Annotated in this window: 21 protein-coding genes and 1 tRNA gene; 8 read left to right on the plus strand and 14 right to left on the minus strand. The window is 66.4% G+C overall.

All coding sequences use genetic code 11. The features are described 5' to 3' along the window. Window positions 1-267: 267 nt before the first annotated feature. The 5 genes from ACFWP0_RS20655 (at window position 268) to ACFWP0_RS20675 (ending at window position 5,113) form a co-directional block, all read left to right on the plus strand. Complete coding sequence (locus tag ACFWP0_RS20655) at window positions 268-2,187, plus strand: FimV family protein (protein ID WP_377845155.1); 1,920 nt, start codon at window positions 268-270, stop codon at window positions 2,185-2,187. Window positions 2,188-2,190: 3 nt separating this feature from the next. After that, complete coding sequence (gene truA / locus ACFWP0_RS20660; RefSeq protein WP_377845156.1) at window positions 2,191-3,000, plus strand: tRNA pseudouridine(38-40) synthase TruA; 810 nt, start codon at window positions 2,191-2,193, stop codon at window positions 2,998-3,000. 54 nt (window positions 3,001-3,054) lie between these two features. Continuing rightward, window positions 3,055-4,152, plus strand: coding sequence for a TRAP transporter substrate-binding protein (locus tag ACFWP0_RS20665; protein WP_377845158.1), 1,098 nt, complete (start codon window positions 3,055-3,057; stop codon window positions 4,150-4,152). A gap of 65 nt (window positions 4,153-4,217) precedes the next feature. Continuing rightward, the gene (locus ACFWP0_RS20670) at window positions 4,218-4,883 is read left to right on the plus strand and encodes a phosphoribosylanthranilate isomerase (protein ID WP_377845160.1); all 666 of its coding nucleotides are present in this window, start codon (window positions 4,218-4,220) and stop codon (window positions 4,881-4,883) included. Between the two features lie 153 nt (window positions 4,884-5,036). Then, a tRNA-Val gene (locus ACFWP0_RS20675) sits at window positions 5,037-5,113 on the plus strand. Between the two features lie 222 nt (window positions 5,114-5,335). On the opposite strand, the gene ACFWP0_RS20680 is transcribed toward ACFWP0_RS20675, so the two are convergent. Beyond that, on the minus strand, window positions 5,336-5,938 hold the full coding sequence (locus ACFWP0_RS20680) for a type VI secretion system-associated protein TagO (RefSeq protein WP_377845162.1): 603 nt from the start codon (window positions 5,936-5,938) through the stop codon (window positions 5,336-5,338). Window positions 5,939-6,249: 311 nt separating this feature from the next. Between ACFWP0_RS20680 and ACFWP0_RS20685 the strand changes: the two genes are divergently transcribed. Further along, window positions 6,250-6,963 (plus strand): hypothetical protein, encoded by a 714-nt coding sequence (locus tag ACFWP0_RS20685; RefSeq protein ID WP_377845163.1) that lies wholly within the window; start codon window positions 6,250-6,252, stop codon window positions 6,961-6,963. Window positions 6,964-7,028: 65 nt separating this feature from the next. Further along, window positions 7,029-7,436 carry a YbaN family protein gene (locus ACFWP0_RS20690; RefSeq protein WP_377845165.1) on the plus strand — a complete coding sequence of 136 codons (408 nt, stop codon included), beginning with the start codon at window positions 7,029-7,031 and terminating at the stop codon, window positions 7,434-7,436. A gap of 25 nt (window positions 7,437-7,461) precedes the next feature. On the opposite strand, the gene ACFWP0_RS20695 is transcribed toward ACFWP0_RS20690, so the two are convergent. From ACFWP0_RS20695 to ACFWP0_RS20710, 4 genes are read right to left on the minus strand one after another with little or no spacing between them, the layout of a single operon-like run. After that, window positions 7,462-9,246, minus strand: coding sequence for an IlvD/Edd family dehydratase (locus ACFWP0_RS20695; RefSeq protein WP_377845167.1), 1,785 nt, complete (start codon window positions 9,244-9,246; stop codon window positions 7,462-7,464). Window positions 9,247-9,303: 57 nt separating this feature from the next. Beyond that, on the minus strand, window positions 9,304-10,320 hold the full coding sequence (locus ACFWP0_RS20700; protein WP_377845169.1) for a TRAP transporter substrate-binding protein: 1,017 nt from the start codon (window positions 10,318-10,320) through the stop codon (window positions 9,304-9,306). A 27-nt stretch (window positions 10,321-10,347) separates the two neighbouring features. Continuing rightward, window positions 10,348-11,628, minus strand: a complete 1,281-nt coding sequence (locus ACFWP0_RS20705; RefSeq protein ID WP_377845171.1) for a TRAP transporter large permease — start codon at window positions 11,626-11,628, stop codon at window positions 10,348-10,350. A 43-nt stretch (window positions 11,629-11,671) separates the two neighbouring features. After that, window positions 11,672-12,229, minus strand: coding sequence for a TRAP transporter small permease (locus ACFWP0_RS20710; protein ID WP_377845172.1), 558 nt, complete (start codon window positions 12,227-12,229; stop codon window positions 11,672-11,674). Between the two features lie 134 nt (window positions 12,230-12,363). On the opposite strand from ACFWP0_RS20710, the gene ACFWP0_RS20715 reads away from it, so the two are divergent. Continuing rightward, window positions 12,364-13,389 carry a LacI family DNA-binding transcriptional regulator gene (locus tag ACFWP0_RS20715; protein WP_377845174.1) on the plus strand — a complete coding sequence of 342 codons (1,026 nt, stop codon included), beginning with the start codon at window positions 12,364-12,366 and terminating at the stop codon, window positions 13,387-13,389. A gap of 22 nt (window positions 13,390-13,411) precedes the next feature. Here ACFWP0_RS20715 and ACFWP0_RS20720 read toward each other — a convergent pair whose 3' ends face one another. The 9 genes from ACFWP0_RS20720 to ACFWP0_RS20760 form a co-directional block, all read right to left on the minus strand. Continuing rightward, on the minus strand, window positions 13,412-14,302 hold the full coding sequence (locus ACFWP0_RS20720; RefSeq protein WP_377845175.1) for a DMT family transporter: 891 nt from the start codon (window positions 14,300-14,302) through the stop codon (window positions 13,412-13,414). A 15-nt stretch (window positions 14,303-14,317) separates the two neighbouring features. Next, complete coding sequence (locus tag ACFWP0_RS20725; RefSeq protein WP_377845177.1) at window positions 14,318-15,382, minus strand: histone deacetylase family protein; 1,065 nt, start codon at window positions 15,380-15,382, stop codon at window positions 14,318-14,320. Window positions 15,383-15,398: 16 nt separating this feature from the next. Then, the gene (locus ACFWP0_RS20730; RefSeq protein ID WP_377845178.1) at window positions 15,399-15,689 is read right to left on the minus strand and encodes a cupin domain-containing protein; all 291 of its coding nucleotides are present in this window, start codon (window positions 15,687-15,689) and stop codon (window positions 15,399-15,401) included. Between the two features lie 40 nt (window positions 15,690-15,729). Beyond that, entirely contained in the window at window positions 15,730-17,361 is a 1,632-nt protein-coding gene (locus ACFWP0_RS20735; protein ID WP_377845180.1) for an ABC transporter ATP-binding protein, read from the minus strand. 9 nt (window positions 17,362-17,370) lie between these two features. Next, a complete protein-coding gene (locus ACFWP0_RS20740) occupies window positions 17,371-18,210 on the minus strand; it encodes an ABC transporter permease (RefSeq protein ID WP_377845182.1) in 840 nt (279 codons plus the stop codon). Continuing rightward, window positions 18,207-19,214: an ABC transporter permease gene (locus ACFWP0_RS20745; protein WP_377845184.1), complete on the minus strand. Its 1,008-nt coding sequence runs from the start codon at window positions 19,212-19,214 to the stop codon at window positions 18,207-18,209. The genes ACFWP0_RS20740 and ACFWP0_RS20745 overlap by 4 nt, the downstream gene beginning before the upstream one ends. Window positions 19,215-19,315: 101 nt before the next feature. Further along, entirely contained in the window at window positions 19,316-20,890 is a 1,575-nt protein-coding gene (locus tag ACFWP0_RS20750) for an ABC transporter substrate-binding protein (RefSeq protein WP_377845185.1), read from the minus strand. 401 nt (window positions 20,891-21,291) lie between these two features. Next, complete coding sequence (locus ACFWP0_RS20755; protein WP_377845187.1) at window positions 21,292-22,791, minus strand: aldehyde dehydrogenase; 1,500 nt, start codon at window positions 22,789-22,791, stop codon at window positions 21,292-21,294. 24 nt (window positions 22,792-22,815) lie between these two features. Then, window positions 22,816-24,060 carry a Zn-dependent hydrolase gene (locus ACFWP0_RS20760; RefSeq protein WP_377845189.1) on the minus strand — a complete coding sequence of 415 codons (1,245 nt, stop codon included), beginning with the start codon at window positions 24,058-24,060 and terminating at the stop codon, window positions 22,816-22,818. Between the last annotated feature and the right edge of the window lie 71 nt (window positions 24,061-24,131).

Consider the following 24,131-nt stretch of genomic DNA (forward strand, 5'->3'; position numbering starts at 1 on the left):
GAAGCGTTATGCCGTTTCGGGCGGCGTGCTTCGCCGCGCGATCTTGCGGAACTGTCTGGCATGGGCACGTTGGGGTGCCTTTGTCGTTTAGGCAGCGCTGGGGTTGGCTGGCGAATGTGCCCGCCAGCCAACGCCCACGCCCCTTTCAGGTTTGTGAAATGCGCTTGATCCATTACACTTTTCGGGTGAATTGAGGCCTGTTCCCGCTGAAATTGGCGTGAATCGGCTCTAGCCCGTAATTCGACTACAAGAACGGAATTCCAGCTTATGACCCAGCGTTCGCGCCAAGTGAAGCATGCCCGCCGTTTGAAAGCCCTGCAGTGGGCAATTGCGCTGGCGATAGGCTCAAGCGTTTGCGGTTCGGCGCTGGCCATGCGCGTGGGACATTCGCGCGTCGTTTCCGTGCCGGGCGCGCCGCTGCAGGCTGTCGTGGGCCTGCAGGAACTGACGGCGGACGAGATCGCGTCGCTGAAAGTCTCCGTGGCGGATGAAGCCGCCTGGCAGCGCGCCGGAGTAAAGCCGCCCGCGCCCTTGGCCAGCATGGTGGTCCGTGTGGAAGACGGCATGGACGCCACGCGCAAGAATCTGCGCATCCGTTCCACGCAGCCGCCCGCAAGCGGCGCGGTGGACCTGTTGCTGGACATCAGTTCCAGCTCCGGACAACGGCAGGTGCAGGTCAGCATCCTGGTGCCGCTGCGCGGCACGGGCGCCGACGTGACGCCGTCCGCCGTGGGCGCGCCCGCTCGCCGGGCAGGCACGACGGGAACGGTCACCGTGAAGTCCGGCGACTACCTGTTCGCCATTGCCCAGCGCAACGCCGTGCCCAACGCATCGGTCTATCAGATGCTGGTGGCCCTGTGGCGGGAAAATCCCGAAGCGTTCATCCAGAACAACATGAATCTGGTGCGCACCGGGCAGAAGCTCAAGATACCGGATGCGGCCACCGTGCGCGCCGTGGACCCGGCCGAAGCGCGCCGCATCTTCAACGAACACAACGAAGCCTATGCCAAGTACCGCGCCCGGGCCGGCGCGGCGGCGGGGGCGAACCCGTCGGTGGTCAAGGGCCAGGACGCCGCATCGGGCACAGTCGCCCCGCCGGGCGGCAACGGCGTGGCCACCGCGTCGCCGCCGCAGGACCGGGTGCGCCTGTCCGCCGGCCAGGCGCAGGACGGCACGTCCGCGCAAGCCGATGCGCAGGCGGACGCCCGGACCTCCAGCGAGCGCGCCTTGGCGGACGCGCAGGGGCGCGTGAGCCAGCTCCAAAGCAATGTCGAGGAATTGAACAAGGCGGTGGCCCAGCAAGGCGCCGCCGCCGGATCGGGCACACCGGGCGCCGCAGGAGCGCCGGGCACTTCGGGGGCTGCAGGTGCTCCGGGTACGGCAGGCGCTCCGGGTGCGGCAGGTACGCCGGGTACAGCAGGCACTTCGGGCGCGGCAGGTACGCCGGGTGCAGCAGGCACTTCGGGCGCGGCAGGTACTCCGGGTGCTGCAGGCACTTCGGGCGCGGCAGGTACGCCGGGCGCGGCAGGCACGCCGGGTGCAGCAGGCACGCCGGGCGCGGCAGGTACGCCGGGCGCGGCAGGTACGCCGGGCGCGGCAGGTACGCCGGGCGCGGCAGGCACGCCGGGCGCGGCAGGTACGCCGGGTACGGCAGGCACTCCGGGCGCGGCAGGCACTCCGGGTGCGGCAGGTACGCCGGGTACAGCAGGCACTCCGGGCGCTGCAGGCGCTTCGGGCGCTGCCGGCACTCCGGGCGCTGCCGGCACTCCGGGTACGACAGGTACACCTGGTGCTGCGGGTACTCCGGGCGCAGCCGGCACTCCAGGCACGGCAGGCGCCCCGGGTGCTGCCGGAACGTCAGGCGCGACAGGCGCTTCCACGCCCGCCGCGACGGACAAGGCCGCCGGCACGCCGCCGGACAAGAACATCACGTCAGGCATGCCCAGCTGGCTTGCCGACAACTTGCTCGTGATCGTCACCGCCGTGCTGGCGCTGATCGCGTTCGCCATCGCCTGGCTGCTGCGCAGGGCCGGCACCCGGCGCGGGGACGATGACGAGGAAACCTACGCCTACAACGAGCCAGCGCTGGACACGGCGGCGCTGAACCGCAAGCTCGACACCATCAATCTCGACCTGGACGAACCGCCCACGGACGAACCGCGCCGGGTCGGCGGCCCACGGGTTTGAAGCATGTCTAGAGTTGCATTGGGGCTGGCGTATGACGGCTCCGCCTGGCAGGGTTGGCAGACACAGCCGCATCGGCAAACGGTGCAGGACACGCTGGAGTCCGCCTTGGGCAGTTTTTGTGGCGTCGCGGGCCCGGTGCCCACGATTTGCGCCGGCCGTACCGATACGGGCGTGCATGGCGCGATGCAGGTGGTGCATCTGGACACGGCGCTGGACCGGCGGATGGAGTCCTGGGTGCGGGGCGTCAACGCGTTCCTGCCGTCCAGCATCTCCGTGCAATGGGCGCAGCAGGTGTCCGACGAATTCCATGCGCGCTTTTCCGCCCGCGCGCGCACCTATGTATATTTGCTGTGGCGCGGCCGGGTGCGTCCGGCGCTGTGGGCGGGGCGGGCCGGCTGGTGTTTCCAGCCGCTGGACGTGGATGCCATGCGCGCGGCCGCGCAGGCCCTGGTCGGCGAACATGACTTCTCCAGCTTCCGTTCCTCGCAGTGCCAGGCCAAGCATCCGGTGCGCCACATGCATCGCCTGGATATCGAGGAGCGCGGCCCGTTCCTGGTGTTCACGCTGAAAGCGAATGCCTTCCTGCATCACATGGTGCGCAACATCATGGGCGCGCTATTGCAGATCGGGCAGGGCAGGGAGTCGGTGGACTGGATGGCGCAGCTTCTGTCGTGGCGCGACCGCAAGCTCGGCGCGCCCACGTTTTCGCCGGACGGCCTGTACCTGTCGTCGATTGATTATCCCGAATCGTTTGGCTTGGAAGAGCTCGACGGCGGTTCCTTGTTGCTGTCGCCATTTACTCAATCCTATTAGGAAAGCCGTCGCGCAGACTGCGGCGCCTTTCCGTGCCCCATGGAGGCCCTTGCCATGCAACGCCGCGCGTTTTTGAAGCAGACCGCCTTGGGCGCCGCAGCGGGCGGCGCTGCGTTGGCGGCCCCGGTTTTCGCGCAGGAAGCCCCTAACGTTGGATGGCGGCTGGCATCCAGTTTCCCGAATGAGTCGCCCACGCTGTTTGCGGGCGCCGAAGACGTCGCGCGCTATGTGGCCGAGGCGACGGACGGGCGTTTCAGCATCGAGATCTTTCCCGCCGGCGACCTGGTGCAGCCCGGCCAGGTGCTGGAAGCCGTGCAGCACCGCATCGTCGATTGCGGCCATACGGTATCGACCCGCTATTTCGACACCGACCCCGCTCTGTGCTTCGACGCGGGCGTGCCTTTTGGCCTGAACACCCGCCAGATGAACGCCTGGATGAGCCAGGGCGAAGGCCTGGCGCTCACGCGCGTCCTGTTCGACAAATACAACATCCTGAACTTGCCCTGCGGCTACACGGGCGCCCCGATGGGCGGCTGGTTCCGTGGCGAGGTCAAGACGGCGGATGATTTCCGCGGCCTCAAGGTCAAGGCCGGCGGCTTTGCCCGCCACGTGCTGTCGCGCCTGGGCGCCACGCCCGTCGAGGTGCCTGCGGCCGAGACGTACGCGGCGCTGGAACAGGGCATCGTGGACGCCGTCGCCTGGATCGGGCCCTATGACGACGAGCGCCTGGCGCTCTACAAGGTGGCGCGGAACTATTACTTTCCGGGGTGGTGGGCGGGCACCTTGCAGCTGTCGCTGTACGTGAACCAGGATGCCTACGACGAACTGCCCAAGTCCTATCAATCCGTCCTGGCGCTGGCCTGCAGCATGGCCACGAGCAACATGATCGCCAAGTACGACGCCGGCAATCCGGACGCGCTGCGCCGCCTGGTGTCGCACGGCGCGCAATTGAAGGCCTTTTCCAAGCCGATCCTGCAGGCCTGCCACGAGGCGTCCCTTGCCGCCTATAAGGAACTGAGCGCCAAGGATCCGATGTTCAAGAAGCTCTACGACAGCATGGCTGCGTTCCGGGACAAGCAGGTTCCGTGGTTCCGCGTGGCCGAGGGCAGCTACGACAATCTGGTGGCCACGCTGGGCCAGACGGGCGGGTAGAGGCGGGCGCGCGCCAGATATACTGGTTCATCAGGTCGCGCTGGGCGACATAAGTGAAGAGTGCCATGCGTACACGCATCAAGATTTGCGGATTGACCCGCGAGCAGGATATCGACGCCGCCGTCTCGGCCGGCGTGGATGCGATCGGTTTTGTCTTCTATCCCAAGAGCAGGCGTTGCCTGACGCCGACGCGCGCCGCGCAGCTGCGGCGCAGGGTGCCGGCGTTCGTCGACGTCGTCGCGCTGTTCGTGAATCCCGAGCAGGAAGAGGTGCAGGCAGTGCTGGATGAGGTAGGCCCGGAGCTGCTGCAATTCCATGGCGACGAGACCCCGCTGGACTGCGCGCGCTACGGGCACCGCTACCTGCGCGCCTTCCGAGCCGGCGCGCCCGGCCTGGAAACCGCTGAAAACCTGGCTTCCGCCTGCCGCGCGTACGGCGAAGCCGCGGGCTGGCTGTTCGACAGCTACAGCGCCGGCTATGGCGGCAGCGGACACGGTTTCGACTACGCCTTGCTGGATGAAGTCAGGGCGGATCCCATGTCCCGCCCCTTGATCCTGTCGGGCGGATTGAACGCCGAAAATGTGGGCCAGGCCGTGCAGTTGGTCCGGCCCTGGGCGGTCGATGTGAGCAGCGGCGTTGAGGTCGAGCAAGGAATAAAAAGTTCTGATAGAATCTCGTTCTTCGTTGCTGCGGCACATGACGCAGACACGAAATTGAAGGCGAAGGAATAGTGATTGCAGTGAAAACTGCAGAGTGCGGAAGTCGTTAGGCGGCGCTTTAAAAGCGAAGCCAGCAAACACTTCGGAACGCAATGAATGACGCAAAAAATCTTCCAAGACGATTTGCACAGTTCAAAAAAGCACTATATAATTCTTCTTCTTTGCAGGCGGTTAGCTCAGCTGGTTAGAGCGCCACGTTGACATCGTGGAGGTCGTTGGTTCGATTCCAATACCGCCTACCAAATTCCTGCAAAGTGGTGCCTCGCACCGCCTTAAAAGCCGCGTAAGTCTTAGACTTCGCGGCTTTTTGCTTTGGGCGCCGCCAAATGTGCAAAACGGCGCAAAACTCTGTGCAACGCGGCGAAAAACGGCGCCAAGAGATGCCACGCACTCGCCGAGATAATCCGGCATTGCATTAACCGGCGATGCTCTTCATGCCGCGCGCAGCTACCATTTACACGCAGCTACCATTTACACGCCGCGCGAATATCGCGAAGCGCGACATCTGCCCCGCTGGTGTCGAAAGTCGCCGTGATGGGGCTTTCGTTGTAGGGAGTCAGATTCGCTACGAATGTCTGGCTTTCCACCATTTGCTTGAGCAGCGCAACTGGCGACTTGGGAAAGAAGGCTGCCTGTTTGTCGGTCGACAGGCTCCAGTGGGCGGATTGAGCCTCCGCCTTGTCGACCCGATAAATGGTCTTGATCGAGTCTGATCCGAGAAAGCTGCTCCAGTTTATATACAGCTCGGTTTTGTTGTCGCGGCATCTTGCCGCCAGCATGATGGGATCCCCGTATTTTCCGCTGCCTGAGTCCGCTACCAGCATTGCGTAGTGGATCTCTCTGTCATTAAGCGGGTCCACATTCCTGGATGTTTTCCACTTTCCTGATCCCGAAGCCGTGGTGTTCCGGGTGGCAGGGGCAAGATTGCTCCTGGCTGCGAGCTGGTCGAAGCAGACGAGCCGGCTTACCGTGCTGGACATGGCGGCGCATGTGGCAATGTCATTATCTTCGACCGCATGCGCCAGAAGCGGCGTGCACAGGCCAGCGAGCAGAATGACGTTTCTCATTTGTTTACCGACGCTCCATTCGTTACCGGATCACGGGGAAAATTCACTGAGTTTCTGATCGCTGCAGATTAATGGAGCGGGGCTGGGCTTGGAATCAGACCCGTCTCAATGACATGCCGGAGTGGCTCTGATCGCCGCGGTGTATCGGTGGTCGCGCCCCTGAATCACACCACGGCGGTGGACGTCGCGATTTGACGAACGCGCCTTCAGATCAGACCCGCCCAGGCAGGCGGGCTTTTTATGGGCGACGCGCAGAATTCGCGCTACGGTATATTCCGGCCTTGTCTCCCCATATTTCAAAGACGCCGCCCATGCACGCAATCCTCAAGGCCCTTGTCCTGACCCAGCTGCTGTGGCTGGCCGGCTGCGCCGTCAAGGCGCCGGCGCCATCCCAGGCGCGGGCCGATGAGGCGCCGATGTATGGCGGCGTTGATCGGTCCGCCGCAGCCCAACTGAGGGCCAGCGACGAAAAGCTGGCGGCCGAGGCCGTTGCGGCCTTCGGTTCCGCGGTCAAGGCATCGCAGGCCTGGGTGGAGCAGGGCTACCGCTACTATCGGGCCGACCAGCTGGGCATGGCCATGCGGCGCTTCAATCAGGCGTGGCTGCTGAACCCCGACAATCCCGAGGTGTACGCAGGGTTTGCGGCGGTTTTGCACGATCAGCGCAAGTTTTGCCAGGCGATGAGCATGATGGACCGGGCGGTCAGCCTGAACCCGCCGTCGTTTCAGGGCATCTACGCCGACGCCGGCCGGATTGCGGCGCGTTGCGCGGCGGAAGACAAGACCTTGCCGCCCGAAGCGCGGGTAGCGGCGACGGCGCGTTCGGACGAGTGGTATCGCAAGGGCGAAGCCGTCGAGCCGGACAAGGGCTATCTCTACGCCTCCTGGGCGACCGCCTACTATTGGCGGGGCCAATACGGCGAGGCCTGGGCCATGGTGTTCAAGGCGCGCGCCGCCGGCGGCACGCCCAGCTCGAAGTTCGTGGAGATGCTGCGCGCCAAGATGCCGGAGCCGGCGTCCCCCTGAGCCGCCCCATGGGTCATCGCCTGCCGCCGACTTGACCGGGCATTTGCGATATCCTGCTGACCATCATGATGAGAGCACTTTGGCTATGCCTGGGTTGCCTGATGCTGGCATTGGGCGTCATAGGCGCGTTCCTGCCGGTGATGCCGACGACGATTTTTCTGATCCTGGCGGCGGCCTGCTTTTCCCGCTCTTCGCCGCGGCTGGAGAAATGGCTGCTCGACAGCCCGACCTACGGTCCCTCGCTGCGCGCCTGGCGCGAGCAGGGGGCGGTGTCGCGCAAGGGCAAGGCCTATGCCTGCGCGGGGATGACCGTGGGCTACCTGATATTTTTCTGGAGCGCGCATCCCTCGTTGCCGCTGAGCATCGGCGTGGGCGTCTTCTTTCTGGCCAGCGCGGCCTACGTCCTCAGCCGTCCGAGCCCGCGTCCTCCTGCGGCATCCGGGGATCCGGGCGAGGGATCTTCCAGCGAGTAGGCCGCCGCGCCGCCATCAGCGGCGCTCAATGCGAATGCCGCGGATCCCCGCGAGTTTCCACCACCCTCAGGTACAGCGTTGCCGGCTCCAGGCAGCCGCCGGTCGACAACTGGCCGACCAGTTGCCGGTACAGCTCCTGCCAGGGCGTCTGCGAGGCCGGCGCCTCATAGGGAGGATCCTGCCTGCGCCTTTCCATTTCAGCTTCGTCCACCAGCGCGATGACCGACCGCTGGTTCAGGTCGACGCGGATCTTGTCGCCGGTGCGCAGCAGCGCCAAGCCGCCTCCCACCGCGGCTTCTGGCGACATGTTCAGGATCGACGGGCTGGCCGACGTGCCGCTCTGGCGGCCATCGCCCAGGCAGGGCAGGGAGTCGATGCCGCGCTTGATCAGGTGGGAGGGGGGCGCCATGTTGACCACCTCGGCGCTGCCGGGATAGCCCACGGTGCCGGCGCCCCGGATCACGAGAATGCAGTGCTCGTCGATGTTGAGGGCAGGGTCTTCGATGCGCGCGTGATAGTCCTCGGGGCCTTCGAACACGATTGCGCGCGCTTCAAAGGCGTTTTCGGAGCCGGGCTCGGACAGATAGGCGCGGCGGAATGCCTCTCCCACGACCGACATCTTGATGATGGCGCTGTCGAAGAAGTTGCCCGACAGCACGATGAAGCCGGCGCGGTGCTTGAGCGGCGCATCGCAGCTGCGGATCACGTCCATGTTGTGGGTCTTGGAGGCGGCGGCGATGTCGCCGATGGTCTTGCCGGATACCGTCGGGCAATCGGGGTGCAGCCGGCCGGCCGCCAGCAGTTCATGCAGCACGGCCGGGACGCCGCCCGCGCGGTGAAAGCCTTCGCCCAGGTATTCGCCCGCCGGCACACAATTGACCAGCAGGGGCACGTCTTCCCCCAGCCGCTGCCAGTCGTCCAGGCTCAGGTCGATGCCGGCGTGGCGGGCCATGGCGATCAGGTGGGGCGGACAGTTGCTGGAAGCGCCCAGCGCCGAGGCCACGACGATGGCGTTCTCGAACGCCTGCCGGGTCAGGATATGGGAGGGGCGCAGGTCTTCGCGCACCATGTCGCAGATGCGCATGCCGGTGGCATAGGCCATCTGGCCGCGCTCGCGGTAGGGCGCGGGGATGCTGGCGCAGGTCGGCAGCGACATGCCCAGCGCTTCGGCCAGCGAATTCATCGACAGGGCCGTGCCCATGGTGTTGCAGTGGCCGATCGAGGGCGACGACGCGGTGGCCAGGGTCATGAAGCCTTCGTAATCCAGCTTGCCGGCGGCCATCAGGTTGCGCGCGTGCCAGATGACGGTGCCCGACCCCACGCGCTGGCCCTCATGCCAGCCGTCCAGCATCGGCCCGCCGGACAGGACGATGGCCGGGATGTCCACGGTGGCCGCGGCCATCAGGCAGGCGGGGGTGGTCTTGTCGCAGCCGGTGGTCAGGACCACGCCGTCCAGCGGATAGCCGTGCAGGATTTCCACCAGTCCCAGATAGGCAAGGTTGCGGTCCAGCGCGGCGGTGGGCCGCCGGCCCTGTTCGGCCAGCGGATGCACCGGGAATTCCATCGGTATGCCGCCCGCGTCCCGGATGCCCGCCTTGATGCGTTCGGCCAGCGCCAGGTGATGGCGGTTGCAGGGCGCCAGGTCGCTGCCGGTCTGGGCGATGCCGATGATAGGCCGCCCCGACTGCAGCTCCTGCCGCGTCAGGCCGTAGTTGAGATAGCGCTCGACGTAGATCGCCGTCATGTCGGCGTGCGAGGGGTCGTCGAACCATTTCTGGCTGCGCAGTTTGCGGGGAGGTATCTGGGACATGGCTGTCTCGCTTGCGTCGGTTGCTTACCGGCCCGGAGCGGGTCCGGGCCGCCAGGGCTAATTGCGCGCCTTCTGGATTTCGTCGTTGAGCTGCTTCACCAGTTCGGGGCCAAGCTCCTGCGTGTACTTGTCCACGACGGGCTGGACCTTCTGCCGCATGCGGGCGACTTCCTCGGGGGACACGGTGTTGATCTTCATGCCGTTCTGCTCAAGCGTGCCCATGGCCTTCTTGGAATCGGCGCGGCTGTCCTGCCGTTCGAAGTCCCGCGACGCGGCCGCCGCCTGGCGGATCAGCTTCTGTTCCTCGGGCGACAGGGTGTCCCACCACTTCTTGGAGGCCAGCACCACCCACGGCGTATAGACGTGGCGCGTGATGGTCAGGTAGGGCTGCACTTCGTAGAACTTGCTGCTCTGGATAGTGGTGATGGGGTTCTCCTGGCCGTCCACGGTGCGCGTTTCCAGCGCGGTGAAGAGTTCGGAGAACGGCATGGGGACGGCATTGGCGCCCAGGGTGTTGAAGACGCCCAGCGCGATCTGGTTCTGCATGACGCGCAGCTTGATGCCCTGCAGGTCTTCGGCGCGCGTGATCGGGCGCTTGGAGTTGGTCATGTTGCGAAAGCCGTTTTCCCAATAGACCAGGCCGACCAGCCCCTTGGCTTCCAGCTTCTTCAGCAGGTCCTGGCCAAGCTGTCCATCCAGCACGGCGTCGGCCTCTTTTTCGCTGTTAAAGAGGAAGGGCAGGTCGAACACGCCGAATTCCTTGACCATGCCGGCCAGCGGCGCGGTGGAGCCGACCATCATTTCCTGCGCGCCGCCGACCAGCGCGCTCTGCATCTGTTCGTCGGACCCCAGGTTGGCCGATCCGAAGGTTCTCATCTTGAGCTTGCCGCCGCTGACTTTCTCCAGTTCCTGGGCCAGGAAGCGGGCCGCGCGGCCCTGGACGCTTTCTTCGTTCAGGCCGTAGCCGAAACGGATCATGCGCGGCTTGACGTCCGCGGCCGCGGCCACGCCGGCGACGGCGCAGGACAGCACCGTCGCCAGGACAAGTATGCGGGTCTTGAAGTGCTTGATCATGGTGTTCTCCTTGGGGGTTTAGTGCCGCTAGTGCATCCAGCGTGCGGGTACGGTGATCAGTTCGGGAAAGATCACCAGCAGGACCAGCAGCAGCGTGTAGGCAACGACATAGCGCCACACCCCTCTGCAGATGGTTTCCATATTGATGCGGGCCACGCCGCAAACCACGTTGAGCACCGTGCCCACGGGGGGCGTCAGCAGCCCGACGCTGCCGACCATGACGAACATGACGCCGAAGTACACCGGGTCGATGCCGGCCTTCGTGACGACAGGCATGAGCACGGGCCCCAGGATCAGGATGGTGGGCGTCAGGTCCATGACCGTTCCCACCAGCGTCAGCAGGATCAGCAGCGCGAACATCAGCATCTTGGGCTGGTCCATCACCGGCTCGAGCAGCGCGATCAGGTCCTGCGGCATGTCGGCAAGCGTGATCATGTAGGACGAGACCATGGCGGCCGCCACCAGGAACATGACGACGGCGGTGGTGCGCGCGGCGTTGATGAAGAGCGGCGCCAGGTCGCGCAGGCCGATCTCGCGGTAGACGAACAGGCTGACCAGCAGCGCATAGACGGCGGCGACGACGGCCGCCTCGGTGGGGGTGAAGATGCCGCCGCGCAGGCCGCCGATGATGATGACGGGCAGCATCAGGGCCCAGAGCGAGCCGCGCAGCGCCTTCAGCCGGTTGCGCCAGGGCTCGCGCGGCGACGGCGCGATGCTGCCGTGCTTGCGGGCCACCCAGGCCCACACGGCGACCAGCGTCAGCCCCATCATCAGGCCCGGCGCGATGCCCGCGAAGAAAAGCTTGGTGATCGATACGTTGGTGGCGACCCCGAAGATGATGAACGAGATCGACGGCGGAATGATGGGGGCGATGATGCCGCCCGCCGCGATCAGCCCCGAGGCCTGGCCGGCGTCGTAGCCCTTGTCGCGCAGCATGGGGATCAGCAGCGAACCCAGCGCGGCGGCATCGGCCACGGCGGAGCCGGACAGGGAGGCCAGCAGCACGCTGGCGAAGATGGCCACATAGCCCAGACCGCCCTGGATATGGCCCACGAAGGTGTTGGCCAGGTGGACGATGCGCCGCGAAATGCCGCCGGCGTTCATCAGTTCGCCGGCCAGCATGAACAGCGGCACCGCCATCAGCGTGAAACTGTTGGCGCCCGACAGCATGTTCTGCGCCAGCAGCTGGGTGTCGTAGAAGTCCAGCTGGAACATCATGACGATTGCGCTGATGAGCAGCGCAAACGCGATCGGCATGCCCAGGGCGATCAGCCCCAGCAGCACGAGCAGGAAAACGGTCAGGATCATCGCGGGTGTCCGGGCGGGTGGAGGAGGTGGGGGCGGGGCCGGTTCAGACCAGGGGGTCTTCGGGGCTGGATTCCGCCGGCAACGGGCCGCCCGCGAGAACGCGGACCAGGTCGATGAGCGTCAGGATGCCCATGGCGATCGCGGCGTAGAGTCCGGCCGCGTTGAACACGGCCAGGGACATGGCGGTCACGGGCAGCACGGTGTCCAGCCCGATGACGGTCTGGACCCAGCTGCCTTCGGCCATCAGCCACAACACCCACAGGATCAACAGCTGGCAGAAGATGTGCGACACCCGGCGGGCGGCCGGGCCGAAGCGTTCCACCATCATGGTGACGCCGATGTGCTGGTGCTCGCGCATTGCGATCACCGACCCCAGGAAGATCATCCAGACGAACGCGAGCCGGGACACTTCATCGGATGCGTTGATGCCGGAATTGAACAGGTAGCGCAGCGCCACGTTGCCGAACAGCAGCACGACCATGACGACCAGGCAGACGACCATCAGCCAGGTCTGCAGCGCAAAGCACCAGTCGGCGGCGCGGGCCAGCCGCGAATGGCCGGGCCGCGAATGGCCGGGCCGCCCCGATGGGGAAGCTTGCATGTTTGTCTCCTATCCGTTTCCCGGAATTTTTTTAGGGCTTATGCTGCCGAAGATGTTAGCGCTAACATTTTGGGTTTGGCAACCCCCCGTTTTTTGCGTCAGACTACGCGCTTCCCACTCGATCGCGAGGGCCAATGTCCGTCCGTAAACCCCGAAGCTCGCGCGCCGGGCGCGTCACCATGCAGGAGGTCGCGCGCCGCGTGGGCGTCAGCGCGATCACGGTATCGCGCGCCCTGCGCACGCCGGACAAGGTGGGGCAGGAACTGCGCCTGCGCATCGCGCGGGTATGCCAGGAACTGGGCTATGTGCCCAACCATGCCGCCAGCGCGCTGGCCTCCGCGCGCTCGCAGACCATCGTGGTGCTGATTCCGTCGCTGAGCAACGTGGTGTTCGTGGACATCATCACTGGCATCAAGGAGGTCCTGGACCGTCACGGGTATCACATGCTGATCGGGGTTACCGGCTATTCGCCGGATGAGGAAGAGGCCCTGTTGCGCAAGTATTTGCAGCATGCGCCCGATGGACTGGTGCTGACAGGCATCGATCACAATCCGGGCGTCTGGGCGCTGCTGCGCGCGCAGGCCATTCCCACCGTGCACACAATCGAGACGCTGGACGGCGGCGAGGACATGAGCGTCGGCTTTTCGCAATTCGATTCCGGCTACGCCGCCGGCCGTCACCTGGTGGAGCGCGGCTACCGCCGCATCGGCATCGTGGGGGCGCAGCTGGACCCGCGTTCGCTGCGCCGCTGCGAAGGCTGCCGCCAGGCGCTGCGCGACGCGGGCCTGTATGACCAGGCGCTGGAGATCATGACGCCGGAAAAATCGTCGATCAGCCTGGGCGCGTCCCTGATGGAGGATCTGCACGTCAGGCATCCCGATTGCGATGCGGTTTTCTTCTGCAACGACGACCTGGCCCAGGGCGCCGTGTTCCAGTGCGGCCGCGCTGGCGTGGACGTGCCCGGGCAGATGGCCATCATCGGTTTCCACGATCTGGCCGGCACGGCCTGGACCACGCCGCCGCTGTCCACCATCGCGACGCCCCGCTACCAGATCGGCTTGTCCGCCGCCGAGTTGCTGATGCGGCATCTTGCGGGGGACGCGGTGGCCGAACGCCACGTGGATCTGGGTTTCACCCTGGTGCAGCGCGAAACCAGCTGAGCGCCGGCCGCCTTGCCCGGCGTCACGCCGCGCGCCGCAGCGCCAGGAATACGCCCGACGCCATGATCAGGCCGATGCCCGCCAGCGCCAGCGCGTCGGGCGGGCGCTGGAACCAGAAGGTGCTGAAGCCCACGGCCAGCAGCAGCTGGAAGTAGTTCAAGGGCGCCAGGGTAGCGGCGGATACGCGCTGGAAGGCGGCGATCAGCAGGATCTGCGCCAGGCCGCTGCAGGCGCCCAGGCTGATGATGATGACGGTATCGGCCAGGCCGGGCCACGGATCCGGCAGAAAGAACGGAGCCGGCAGGGCGGTGACGATCAGGCAGATGAAGGCCGTGTACGCATACTGGACCGGACCGGGCACCTTGCCCGACAGCTTGCGCGTCAGCACCTGGAAGATCGCGTAGCTGACGGCCGACACGGCCATCAGCAGCGTGCCCAGCCCCGGCAGGTCGGAACCCGGCCGCACGATCAGCAGCATGCCGGCAAAGCCGGTCGCCACCGCCGCCCATTGCGCGGGGCGCACGCGCTCGCCCAGCATCCACGGAGACAGCGCCACCATGATCAGCGGGGCCGTGAAGTAGATCGCCGTGGCCTCGGACAAGGGCATCCAGATCAGCGCTGTCATGAAGCAGGTGGCCACCGTGGCCAGCATGACGCCGCGCAGCACCAGCAGGGGTTTTTCCGGCGCGTCCCGCAGCCGCAGGCCGCGGCCGTGGCGCCACAGCATCGCCACCGCCAGCGTCACCACCGCCAGATAGCGCATGACGTTCAGGAAGGGCGCCGGGTAGCGTTCCAGCATCTGCTTGGCCCCGGCATCGAAGGTGGCAAAGGCCACCAGCGCCGCGAAAAACAGCAGGATGCCCGCCTGGCGCGTGGCGGACTGGGCGGGCAGCGAGGCGGGCACGGCGCTCATGGGGCGGGGTTTCCTTCAGGCGCCGGCATGGCCCACGCCTTGAAGGAACGCGTCGAGCGCCGGTCCGATCGCCTGGACCATATAGCCGCCCTCCTGCACCACCACAGTGGGGACGCCCAGGCTGGCGATGCGCGCGCCGATGTCGCGGTAGGCGCCGATGTCCAGCCTCAGCACGCTGATGGGATCGTCCTTGTAGGTGTCAAAGCCCAGGGCCAGCACAAGCGCCTGGGGCGCATAGGCGGTCAGCGCGGCCAGGGCCGTGTCCAGCGCCTGCAGGAAGGCGTCGTTGCCGGACCCGTGGGGCAGCGGCAGGTTCAGGTTGCAGCCTTCGCCCGCGCCATGTCCCCGCTCGTGCGCGTACCCCGTGTAGAAGGGGTAATAGCCGCTGGGGTCGGCGTGCAGCGACACGGTCATCACGTCCGCGCGCTGATAGAAGATGTTCTGCGTGCCGTCGCCGTGATGCGCGTCCACGTCCAGCACCGCGACCCTGGACCACGTCTGCAGCAGCCGGCTCGCCGCGGCGGCGCTGCTGTTCAGGTAGCAGAAGCCGCCGGCCCGGTCGCGATGCGCATGATGGCCGGAAGGCCGGCACAGCGCATAGGCCAGGCCCTGCGTGCCGGCGACATGGTCCGCGGCGGCGACGGCGCTGTGGGTGGACCGCAGCGCCGAGCGCCAGGTCTGCGGCCCGATCGGGCAGGACAGGTCGCTCAGGTAGTAGCCGGTCTGCGCCACGATCGAAGGCGACGGGCAGGGCCCGCGGCCGGCCAGTTCGACCCGGCCGTTGTAGTAGGGCGAAAGATTGGGCAGCACTTCCGGGCCGGGATCCACGCCGGGCGCCTTCATGGCCTGCCAGCGCGCATAGGCGGTCTCCAGATAGTCCAGGTAGTCCTGGCTGTGGATGTGCTCCAGCGGCTTGCGGCCATAGTCGGCGGGCGCTTCCACCTTGATGCCTCTGGCGGCCAGGGCCCCCTGCAGGCTTTCCGCGCGCGAGGGCAGGTCGGTGGGGGCGCTGATGCGTCCCAGCCGCATGAATTGCTGCGGGGAATGCAGCAACTGTTCTTCCGAGAAAAACGCCTTCATGGATGTCCTCGCTGGGCTATGCGCGTTTGAGCTCGATCTCGACGAACACGAATTCGGTGTCGCTCGGGTTGATGACATTGTGCTCGACGCCGACCGGGCGGTAGTAGGCCACGCCGGTGGTGAGCTGGCTGGTCACCTCGCCGTCGGGGGTATCAAGCAGCAGGGGGCCGGTGGTTTGCGGCACTACCACGTAGTTCATGCCGTGGCGGTGCCAGCCCGTTTCCCCGCCGGGCGGAAAGCGCCACTCGGTGACGGTGACCATGTCATTGTCGATCTGCACGGTAGGGATGGCGGCGGGGCGTTGCATGCGGTTCTCTCCTTGGTTCGATGATGGGGGACGGCGCGGTTCAGGCTGCTTGCGCCTTGGTCGGGTCCCAGTGCTGGCCCGGCACGGCGGCGATCAGCTGCCGCGTATAGGCATGCTGGGGATTGTCGAAGATCTGCGCGGGCGAGCCGTACTCGACCACCTTGCCCCGGTGCATGACCAGCACCGAATTGCAGATCTGCGCCGCCACGCGCAGGTCGTGGGTGATGAACACCAGCGCGATCTTCAGGCGCTGCTGCAGATCATGCAGCAATTGCAGCACCTGCGCCTGCACCGAAACGTCCAGCGCCGACACCGATTCGTCGGCCACCAGCACCTTGGGCTCGAGCGCCAGCGCGCGGGCGATGCCGATGCGCTGGCGCTGCCCGCCGGAGAACTGGTTGGGATAGCGGTCGAAGGCGGACGGGTCCAGCCCCACCAGCGACAGCAATTCGCGCACGCGCGCCTCGGCCTGGGCGCGGGCAACGCCATTGGCCACGGGGCCGTCGCTGATGATGCGGCCCACGGTGTGCCGGGGATTGAGCGACGCGAACGGATCCTGGAAGATCATCTGGATGTCGTGGCGCATGGGGCGGAAGCGCGATTCGGACAGGGTGGCGATGTCCTGGCCGTTAAATAGCAGCTGGCCGCCATTGATGCCCACCAGCTTGAGCAGGCATTTGCCGATGGTGGACTTGCCCGAGCCGGATTCGCCCACGATGCCCAGCGTCTCGCCGCGGCGCACGGAAAAGCTCACGCCGTCCACCGCATGCACCTCGCGCTTGCCGCCGAGCCAGCCATGCCCGATCACGTAGGTCTTCTTCAGGTCCTTCACTTCCAGGACCGGCCGGTCGTCCCCGGCGGCGACTCGCTCCTCTCCCCGGCGATGCGGCACCGCCGCGATCAGGCGCTGGGTATAGGGATGGCGGGGGCGGTTGAGCACCTCGTCCGCCGGACCTTGTTCCACCAGGATGCCTTTCTCCATGACGGCGACGCGGTGGGCGATTTCCGCCACCACGCCGAAGTCGTGCGTGACGAACATCACGCCCATGCCTTTCTCTTTCTGGATGCGGGCGATCAGCGCCAGGATCTGCGCCTGGGTGGTGACGTCCAGCGCGGTGGTGGGCTCGTCGGCGATCAGCAGCGCGGGCTCCAGCGCCAGCGCCATCGCGATCATCACGCGCTGGCGCTGGCCGCCCGACAGGCGGAAGGGGTAGACGTGGTAGAGCGTGGCCGGGTCGGGCAGCCCGACGAAGGCCAGCAGCTCGAGCGTGCGCTTCATGCGGTCGGCGCCGGGATAGGCGTTGTGCACGCGCATGACTTCGCTGATCTGCTCGCCCACCGTCATCAGCGGATTCAGGGCCGACAGCGGCTCCTGGAAGATCATCGCCATGTCCTTGCCGCGCATGGCCTGCAGGGTGGGCTCGTCCTGCTGGAGCAGGTCCAGGCCGCGAAAGAGTATGCGGCCTTGCTGCGGCGTCAGGTAGTCGGGCAGCAGGCCCATGATGGCGTTCGCGCTCATGGACTTGCCGGAGCCGGATTCGCCCACGATGCACAGGATCTCGCCTGCGCGGATGTCGTACGACACGTCCTGAACCGCGTAGGGCCGGTCGCCTCCCTTGGGCAGCGCGATGCTGAGGTTCTGAATGGATAGCAGGGGCGGGGTGTCTTTCATGTCGGCCTCCTATTCGCCGCGCTTGCGCAGTTGCGGGTTGAGGGCGTCGTTCAGGCCTTCGCCGATCAGGTTGATGGCCAGCACGGTCAGCAGAATGGCCACGCCCGGCCACACGCTCATCCACCAGGCTTCGCGGATCATGGTGCGCGCCGCGCCGATCATGAAGCCCCAGCTCATCAGGTTGCGGTCGCCCAGCCCCAGGAAGGACAGGGACGATTCCGTCAGGATGGCGGTCGCCACCATGAAGGAGGCCGACACGATGATGGGCGACATGGCGTTGGGCAGGATCTGCGTGCCGACGATGCGGGCCGGCGTCTGGCCGATGACGATGGCCGCCTGCACGAACTCGCGCTGCTTGAGCGTCATGAATTCCGACCGCACCAGGCGCGCCGCCGGCGGCCAGGACACAACGGCAATCGCGCCCATGATCGAATACACCGAGGGGCTAAGGATGGCGACCAGCACCACGGCCATGGCCAGCTGCGGGATGGTCTGGAAGAACTCGGTGAAGCGCATCAGCGCGTCGTCGACCCGGCCGCCGCAATAGCCCGCCACCGAGCCGACCAGGATGCCGAACAGCAGCGCCACGGCGGTGGACAGCAGGCCCACCATCAGCGACACCCGCGCGCCCCAGACCAGGCCGGCCGTGATGTCGCGGCCCAGCATGTCGGTGCCGAAGGGGTAGTCGGCGTTGGTGAAGGGCGGGATCAGCGGATCGGCCACCATCATCCAAGGGGATTCTTCGTACAGCAGCGGGGCGGCCAGGGCCACGACGACCACGATCAGCATGATGGCCAGGCCGGCCACCGCCCCGTAGTTGCGCATGTAGCGCTGTGCGAATGACTTCATGCGGAGGCTCCTTGCTGCGCGCCCGCGCCGATGCGCGGATCGATCAGGCGGTACAGCACGTCGGTGAGCAGGTTGAAGACCACCACCATGATCGAGGTGACCAGGAAGATCCCCAGCAGCAACTGGTAGTCGCGCTGCAGCAGGGCGTCGAACATCAGCCGGCCGATGCCCGGCCAGGCAAAGACGGTTTCCGTCAGCACCGCGCCGCCGGCCATCTGGCCAAGCTGGATGCCGGCGAACGTGATGACGGGCAGCAGCGCATTGCGCAGCACGTGGGCGCGGATCACGCGGCCGGGGCTCACGCCCTTGGCGCGAGCCGTCTTCACGAAGTCCATCCCGATCACTTCCAGCATCGACGCGCGCGTCAGCCGCACGTACACGGCCATGAAGAAGCAGCCCAGGGTGACGGTGGGCAGGATCAGGTGCTGGGCGATATCGCCCGCGCGCGCCCAGCCGGTCAGCGCCGCGCCTACGGTTTCCATGCCGAAGGCGGGCAGCCACCCCAGCACCACCGAGAACAGCAGGATGCCCATCAGCGACAGCCAGAAGAGCGGTGTGGCGTAAAGCAGCAAGGCGCCCGTCATGACCGAGCTGTCGATCCAGCGGCGCTTGTTGCGGTAGCGCGCCTTGGCGGCCACGACGCCCAGGAAGACGCCCAGCACGATGGAAAACACGAAGGCGCAGGACATCAGCAGGAACGTGGCCGGCAGGCGCTCCACGATCAGGTCCAGCACGGGGACATGGTTGCGGTAGGAAAAGCCCAGGTCCAGCTGGACCACGCCCTTCAGGTACAGCATCAGCTGCGTCAGGATGGGCTTGTCCAGGCCGAAGGCCACGCGCAGCTGTTCCACGTAGGCGGCGTCGCCCGCGCCCGCCTGGCCCGCCAGCACGGCGGCGGGGTCGCCGGGCGCCAGGCGGATCAGAAAGAAATTGATGATCACCACGCCCAGCACGACCACCAGGGCCTTGCCGACGCGGGAAAGGAGGAAAGACAGGAATTTCATGCTCTGGGTCCTCTCAGGACGGGCGCGGACGACGCAAGCATGTCCGTCGCGCGGCCAGGATCAGCCGCCGCGGGAACATCCGCGGCGGCGTCTTGCGGCGCTTACTTCTCGATGTAGACGTCGTCGAAAGACTCGTTCAGGCCGATGGCGGTCTTGACCAGGTTCTTCACGTTGGCGCGATACAGCGTGGGGAACTCCATGTCCACCAGGAACCCGTTGGCCACGTCGTTGACCAGGGTCGTCTGCAGCTTGGTGTACAGCTCCTGGCGCTTGGCCGGATCCACTTCGGACGCGGCGGCTTCCCACTGCTTGTCGGTCTCGGGGTTGCTATAGCCCTGCACGTTGGCGAAAGGCGAGCCCTTGACGATGTTCGACGAGATATACAGCCGCTGCACGCCCAGCGCGGGGTCGCCGTACTGGTAGGTGAAGTTGGTCGTCAGGTCGAAGTCCCAGTTGCCGGTGCGGCTGGCCCAGCCGCCCGCGTCGGTGGATTCCAGGTTGACCTTGAAGCCCAGCTGTTCCAGCGCCTGCTTGGTGTATTCGCCCAGGCGGTCCCAGGTGGAGCCATAGGGAAAGCTCAGCTGGCGGATCGTGTAGTCCTCGGGCTTGACGCCCGATTCCTTGATCAGCGCGCGCGCCTTCTTCATGTCGAACGGCATGGCCGGCATGTTCTTGTCGTAGAACATCTCGGTGGTCACGAAGGGGCTGGTCGACACCTTGCCCAGGCCGAAGAAGATGTTGTTGACCACCATGTTGCGGTTCATGGCCGCCATGACGGCCTGGCGCACCTTCAGGTTGTCGAAGGGCGGCTTGCGCATGTTGAAGATCAGGTAGGCCTGCGGCGAGAACATCTCCCAGCCTGCGGTGGTGTACTCCACCTTGGGCAGGGCGCGCAGGCGCTTGATGTCGACGTTGTCCACGTCGCCGCCGCGCAGCACGTCCACGCTGCCGCGCTCGAACGCCACGGCGCGCGAGGCCGAGTCGGGGATCACGTTGAACACCAGTTCGTCCAGGTACGGCATGCCCGGCTTCCAGTAGTCGGGGTTGCGCGTGAGCTTGATGTACTCGCCGCGCTTCCATTCCTTGAACATGAAGGGCCCGGTGCCGACCGGCTTCTGGTTGGCCGGGTTGGTCATGTAGTCGGTGCCGGCGTAGATATGCTTGGGCATCATGGGCGCAAAGCCGGGTTCGAACATCAGCATGAAGGCCGGGAACGGCGACTTCAGCTTGATGACCACTGTCTTGGCGTCGGGCGCCTGCACCGAGTCGACAAACTTGTTCAGGATGACGCGGGCGCGCGCATGGGTCTTGGGCAGCATGTCCGCCAGCGAGAACACCACGTCTTCGGAGGTGAAGGGCTTGCCGTCATGCCACTTGACGTTGTCCTGCAAATGGAAGGTGTAGGTCAGGCCGTCCGCGGCAGCTTCCCAGGACTTGGCCAGGCCGGGCTGCGGCTTGAGGTCGGTCGAGTAGGTCAGCAGGCTTTCGTAGATCTTGCCCGCGACGAACTGCGTCGGGCCTTGCTGGTTGATGGCCGTGACGATCACGGGCGGTTCGGGCTGAACGATCATGTTCAGCGTGCCGCCCTTGGTCTGGGCCAGGGCTTGGGTGGCGGGCAGCGCGGCCGCAAGGACCAATGCGCCGATGCTGAGGGAGAACCATTTTTTCGATTTCACTGCGAGCCTCCGGGCTGGAAAGGGTCTGACAGGCGGCCGCTTGTGCGCGGCGGATGCCGTGCATAAATAAGCAAACCTTGTGCCACCTGTATTTCTCGGGGGTACTGCGGGTGGAGCAGCTGCAACAATGCTTCGTCTAGGTGCTGGGTAGGGCGCCGCGCACCAATGCGGCGAAATCAGCGGTGCATGGGGCGCCTGCCTGTCCGGCGGGCCGCGGGCCGGCAAGTGCCAGGAGGGCATTTGGCTGGGACGAACGCCGGCCGCGCCCGGGCCGGCTGCGGCTCCGGGGCGTCGATGGCGGCGGCAATGCGTTGAGTGTCCGGCTGCAAGTTTTTCCCCTTTGCATTTTTTTGGACCATTCACACGGTGCTGGCTACGGCATGGGCGAACGAGCTGGGCGGCTACACGGTAATGTCGATCCAGGTGGTTTTCAGGTCGCTGTACTTGTCCAGCGCGTGCAGCGATTTGTCGCGCCCGAAACCGGATTGCTTGACTCCGCCGAACGGCACGGTGATGTCGCCGGCGGCATAGGTGTTGACCCAGACCAGGCCCGCGCGCAGCCGGCGCGACAGGCGATGCGCGCGCCCCAGGTTGGCGGTCCATAAGCCGGCGCCCAGGCCGTACGAGGAATCATTGGCCAGCGCGATGGCTTCGTCTTCCGTGTGAAAGCGCTGCGCCGCCAGCACGGGGCCGAAGATCTCTTCGCGCACCAGCGCGCTGCCGGCATCCACGCAGTCGAAGATGGTGGGTTCGATGTAGAAGCCGCCGGAGTCGGCGCGGACCTGGCGGCCGCCGATGCGCAGGGTCGCGCCCTGGCTTGCGCCGGCTTCGATGCGCGCCATGACCGAACGCGTCTGCCGTTCGTCCACCATGGCGCCTAGCGTGGTGTCGGGGTCCAGCGGGTTGCCCGGCTGCATGGCGGCGGCATGTCCGGCCACCTTCTCCATGAACGTGTCATAGATGGAGTCGTGCACGTACAGGCGCGATCCCGCGATGCAGACCTCTCCCTGGTTCGAGAAGATGGCCAGCGCCGCGATCAGCGCGGCGCGGTCCAGGTCGGGGCAGTCTTCGAAAATGATGTGGGGCGATTTGCCGCCGCACTCCAGCCAGACGCGCTTCAGATTGGATTCGCCCGAGTAGCCCATGAAGCGCTTGCCGGTGGCCGTGGACCCGGTGAAGGCCAGGCAGTCCACATCGGGGTGCACGCCCAGCGCGCGGCCAGCGACGGGGCCGGCGCCGGGCACCACGTTGAACACGCCTGCGGGAATGCCGGCGGCCTCTGCCAGCGCGGCCAGGCGCAGGGCGCTCAACGAGGATTGCTCGGCCGGCTTCAGGATGACGCTGTTGCCGGCAGCCAGCGCGGGCGCCACTTTCCAGGCCGCCATGAGGAGGGGATAGTTCCAGGGGACCACGGCCGCCACTACGCCCACCGGCTCGCGTGTGACGGTGGCGAGCACGCCCGGGCCGGCAGGCGCGATCTCGTCGTAGAGCTTGTCGATGGCCTCTCCGTACCAGGCATAGGTCTGGACGGTTTCGGGCAGGTCGAACGCCAGCGCGTCGCGGATGGGCTTGCCCATGTCCAGCGTTTCGATCAGCGCCAATTCCTCGGTGTGCTCGGAAATCAGCTCGGCCAGCCGCAGCATGCGGGCCTTGCGCTCGCGCGGCGCCAGCGCGGACCAGACGCCGCTTTCAAAGGCGCGCCGGGCGGCGGCGACGGCGCGGTCGACATCGGCCTGGCCGCAGGCGGCCACGTCGGCGAGCTTGCGGCCGTCGATCGGGCTGGTGGCGGGGAAGGTGGCGCCGTCCGCGGCGTCGGCGTAGGCGCCGTCGATATAGGCCTGGCCGCGCAGCGCGAGCGATTCCGCCTTTTGCTGCCAGTATTCAAGAGTGTGCAATGACATGGCGATGACCTTGGGTTGGGGGCGCTAGCGCGCGCCGTTGGCCCGCGCCGTCATGGCGTCGAGCAATACGTTGCAGCCGGCTTCCAGGTGCTCGGGCTGCGCGTCTTCGATTTCGTTGTGGCTGATGCCGTCCTTGCAGGGGACGAAGATCATGGCGGTGGGCGCGACCGCGGCCATGTACACGGCGTCGTGTCCGGCGCCGGTGACAATGTTCATGGCGGGCAGGCCGCGGCTGGCCGCGCCCTTGCGCACCTTGTCCACCAGGTCGGTGTCGAACGGCGTCGGACGGAAGTACTGCACGTCCTTCACTTCGACCTGCACGCCATGCGCGACCGCGATGTCGTCGCAGACGCGGCGCCACTCCTGGTCCATGCGGGTCAGCGTCGCTTCGTCCTCGTGGCGCAGGTCGGTGGTGAAGCGGACCTGGCCCGGGATGACGTTGCGCGAGCCCGGGTAGGCGTGGATTTCGCCCACCGTCCCGCGCCCGTGAGGCTGGTGGGAATTGGCGATGTTCACCACCGCCTGCAGCAGGAAGCTGGCGGCGAACAGGGCGTCGCGGCGGATGGGCATGGGGGTGGGGCCGGCATGCATTTCCATGCCGGTCACCGTGATGTCGTACCAGCGCAGGCCGAGCGAACCGGTCACCACCCCGATGGTCTTCTCCTCGTGCTCCAGGATCGGGCCCTGCTCGATGTGCGCTTCGAAGTAAGCGTCTACCGGCCGCCCGCCCACCGGGTCCGCGCCCGCGTAGCCGATGGCGGCCAGCTCGTCGCGCACACTGATTCCTTGCGCGTCGCGCGCGCTCAGCGCGGTCTCCAGCGGGAATTTTCCGGCGAATACGCCCGATCCCATCATGACCGGCACAAAGCGCGATCCTTCTTCGTTGGTCCAGATGGCCACTTCCAGCGGGGCCTCGGTCTGCACGCCCGCATCGTTGAGCGTGCGCATGACTTCAAGCCCCGCCAGCACGCCATAGCAGCCGTCGAACTTCCCGCCCGTGGGCTGGGTGTCGATGTGGCTGCCTGTCATGACGGGGGGCAGGTCGTTGTTGCGGCCGGCGCGCCGGGCGAAGATGTTGCCCACCTGGTCCACCCGCAGCGTCATGCCGGCCTCGCGCATCCAGCCCGTGACCAGGTCGCGGCCCTGGCCATCCAGCGCGGTCAGTGCAAGGCGGCAGTTGCCGCCTTTGGGAGTGGCGCCGATCTGCGCCAGGTCCATCAGGGATTGCCACAGCCGGTTGCCGTTGATGGACAGGGTAGGGGAAGTCATGGGACGCCTCGGGGTTTGGTGGTTGGATCGGGTGTATGGATGGACGCCGCGGGCCGCGGATGTCGACGGGA

Source organism: Achromobacter sp. NPDC058515 (assembly GCF_042721735.1).
GTDB lineage: Bacteria > Pseudomonadota > Gammaproteobacteria > Burkholderiales > Burkholderiaceae_B > Achromobacter.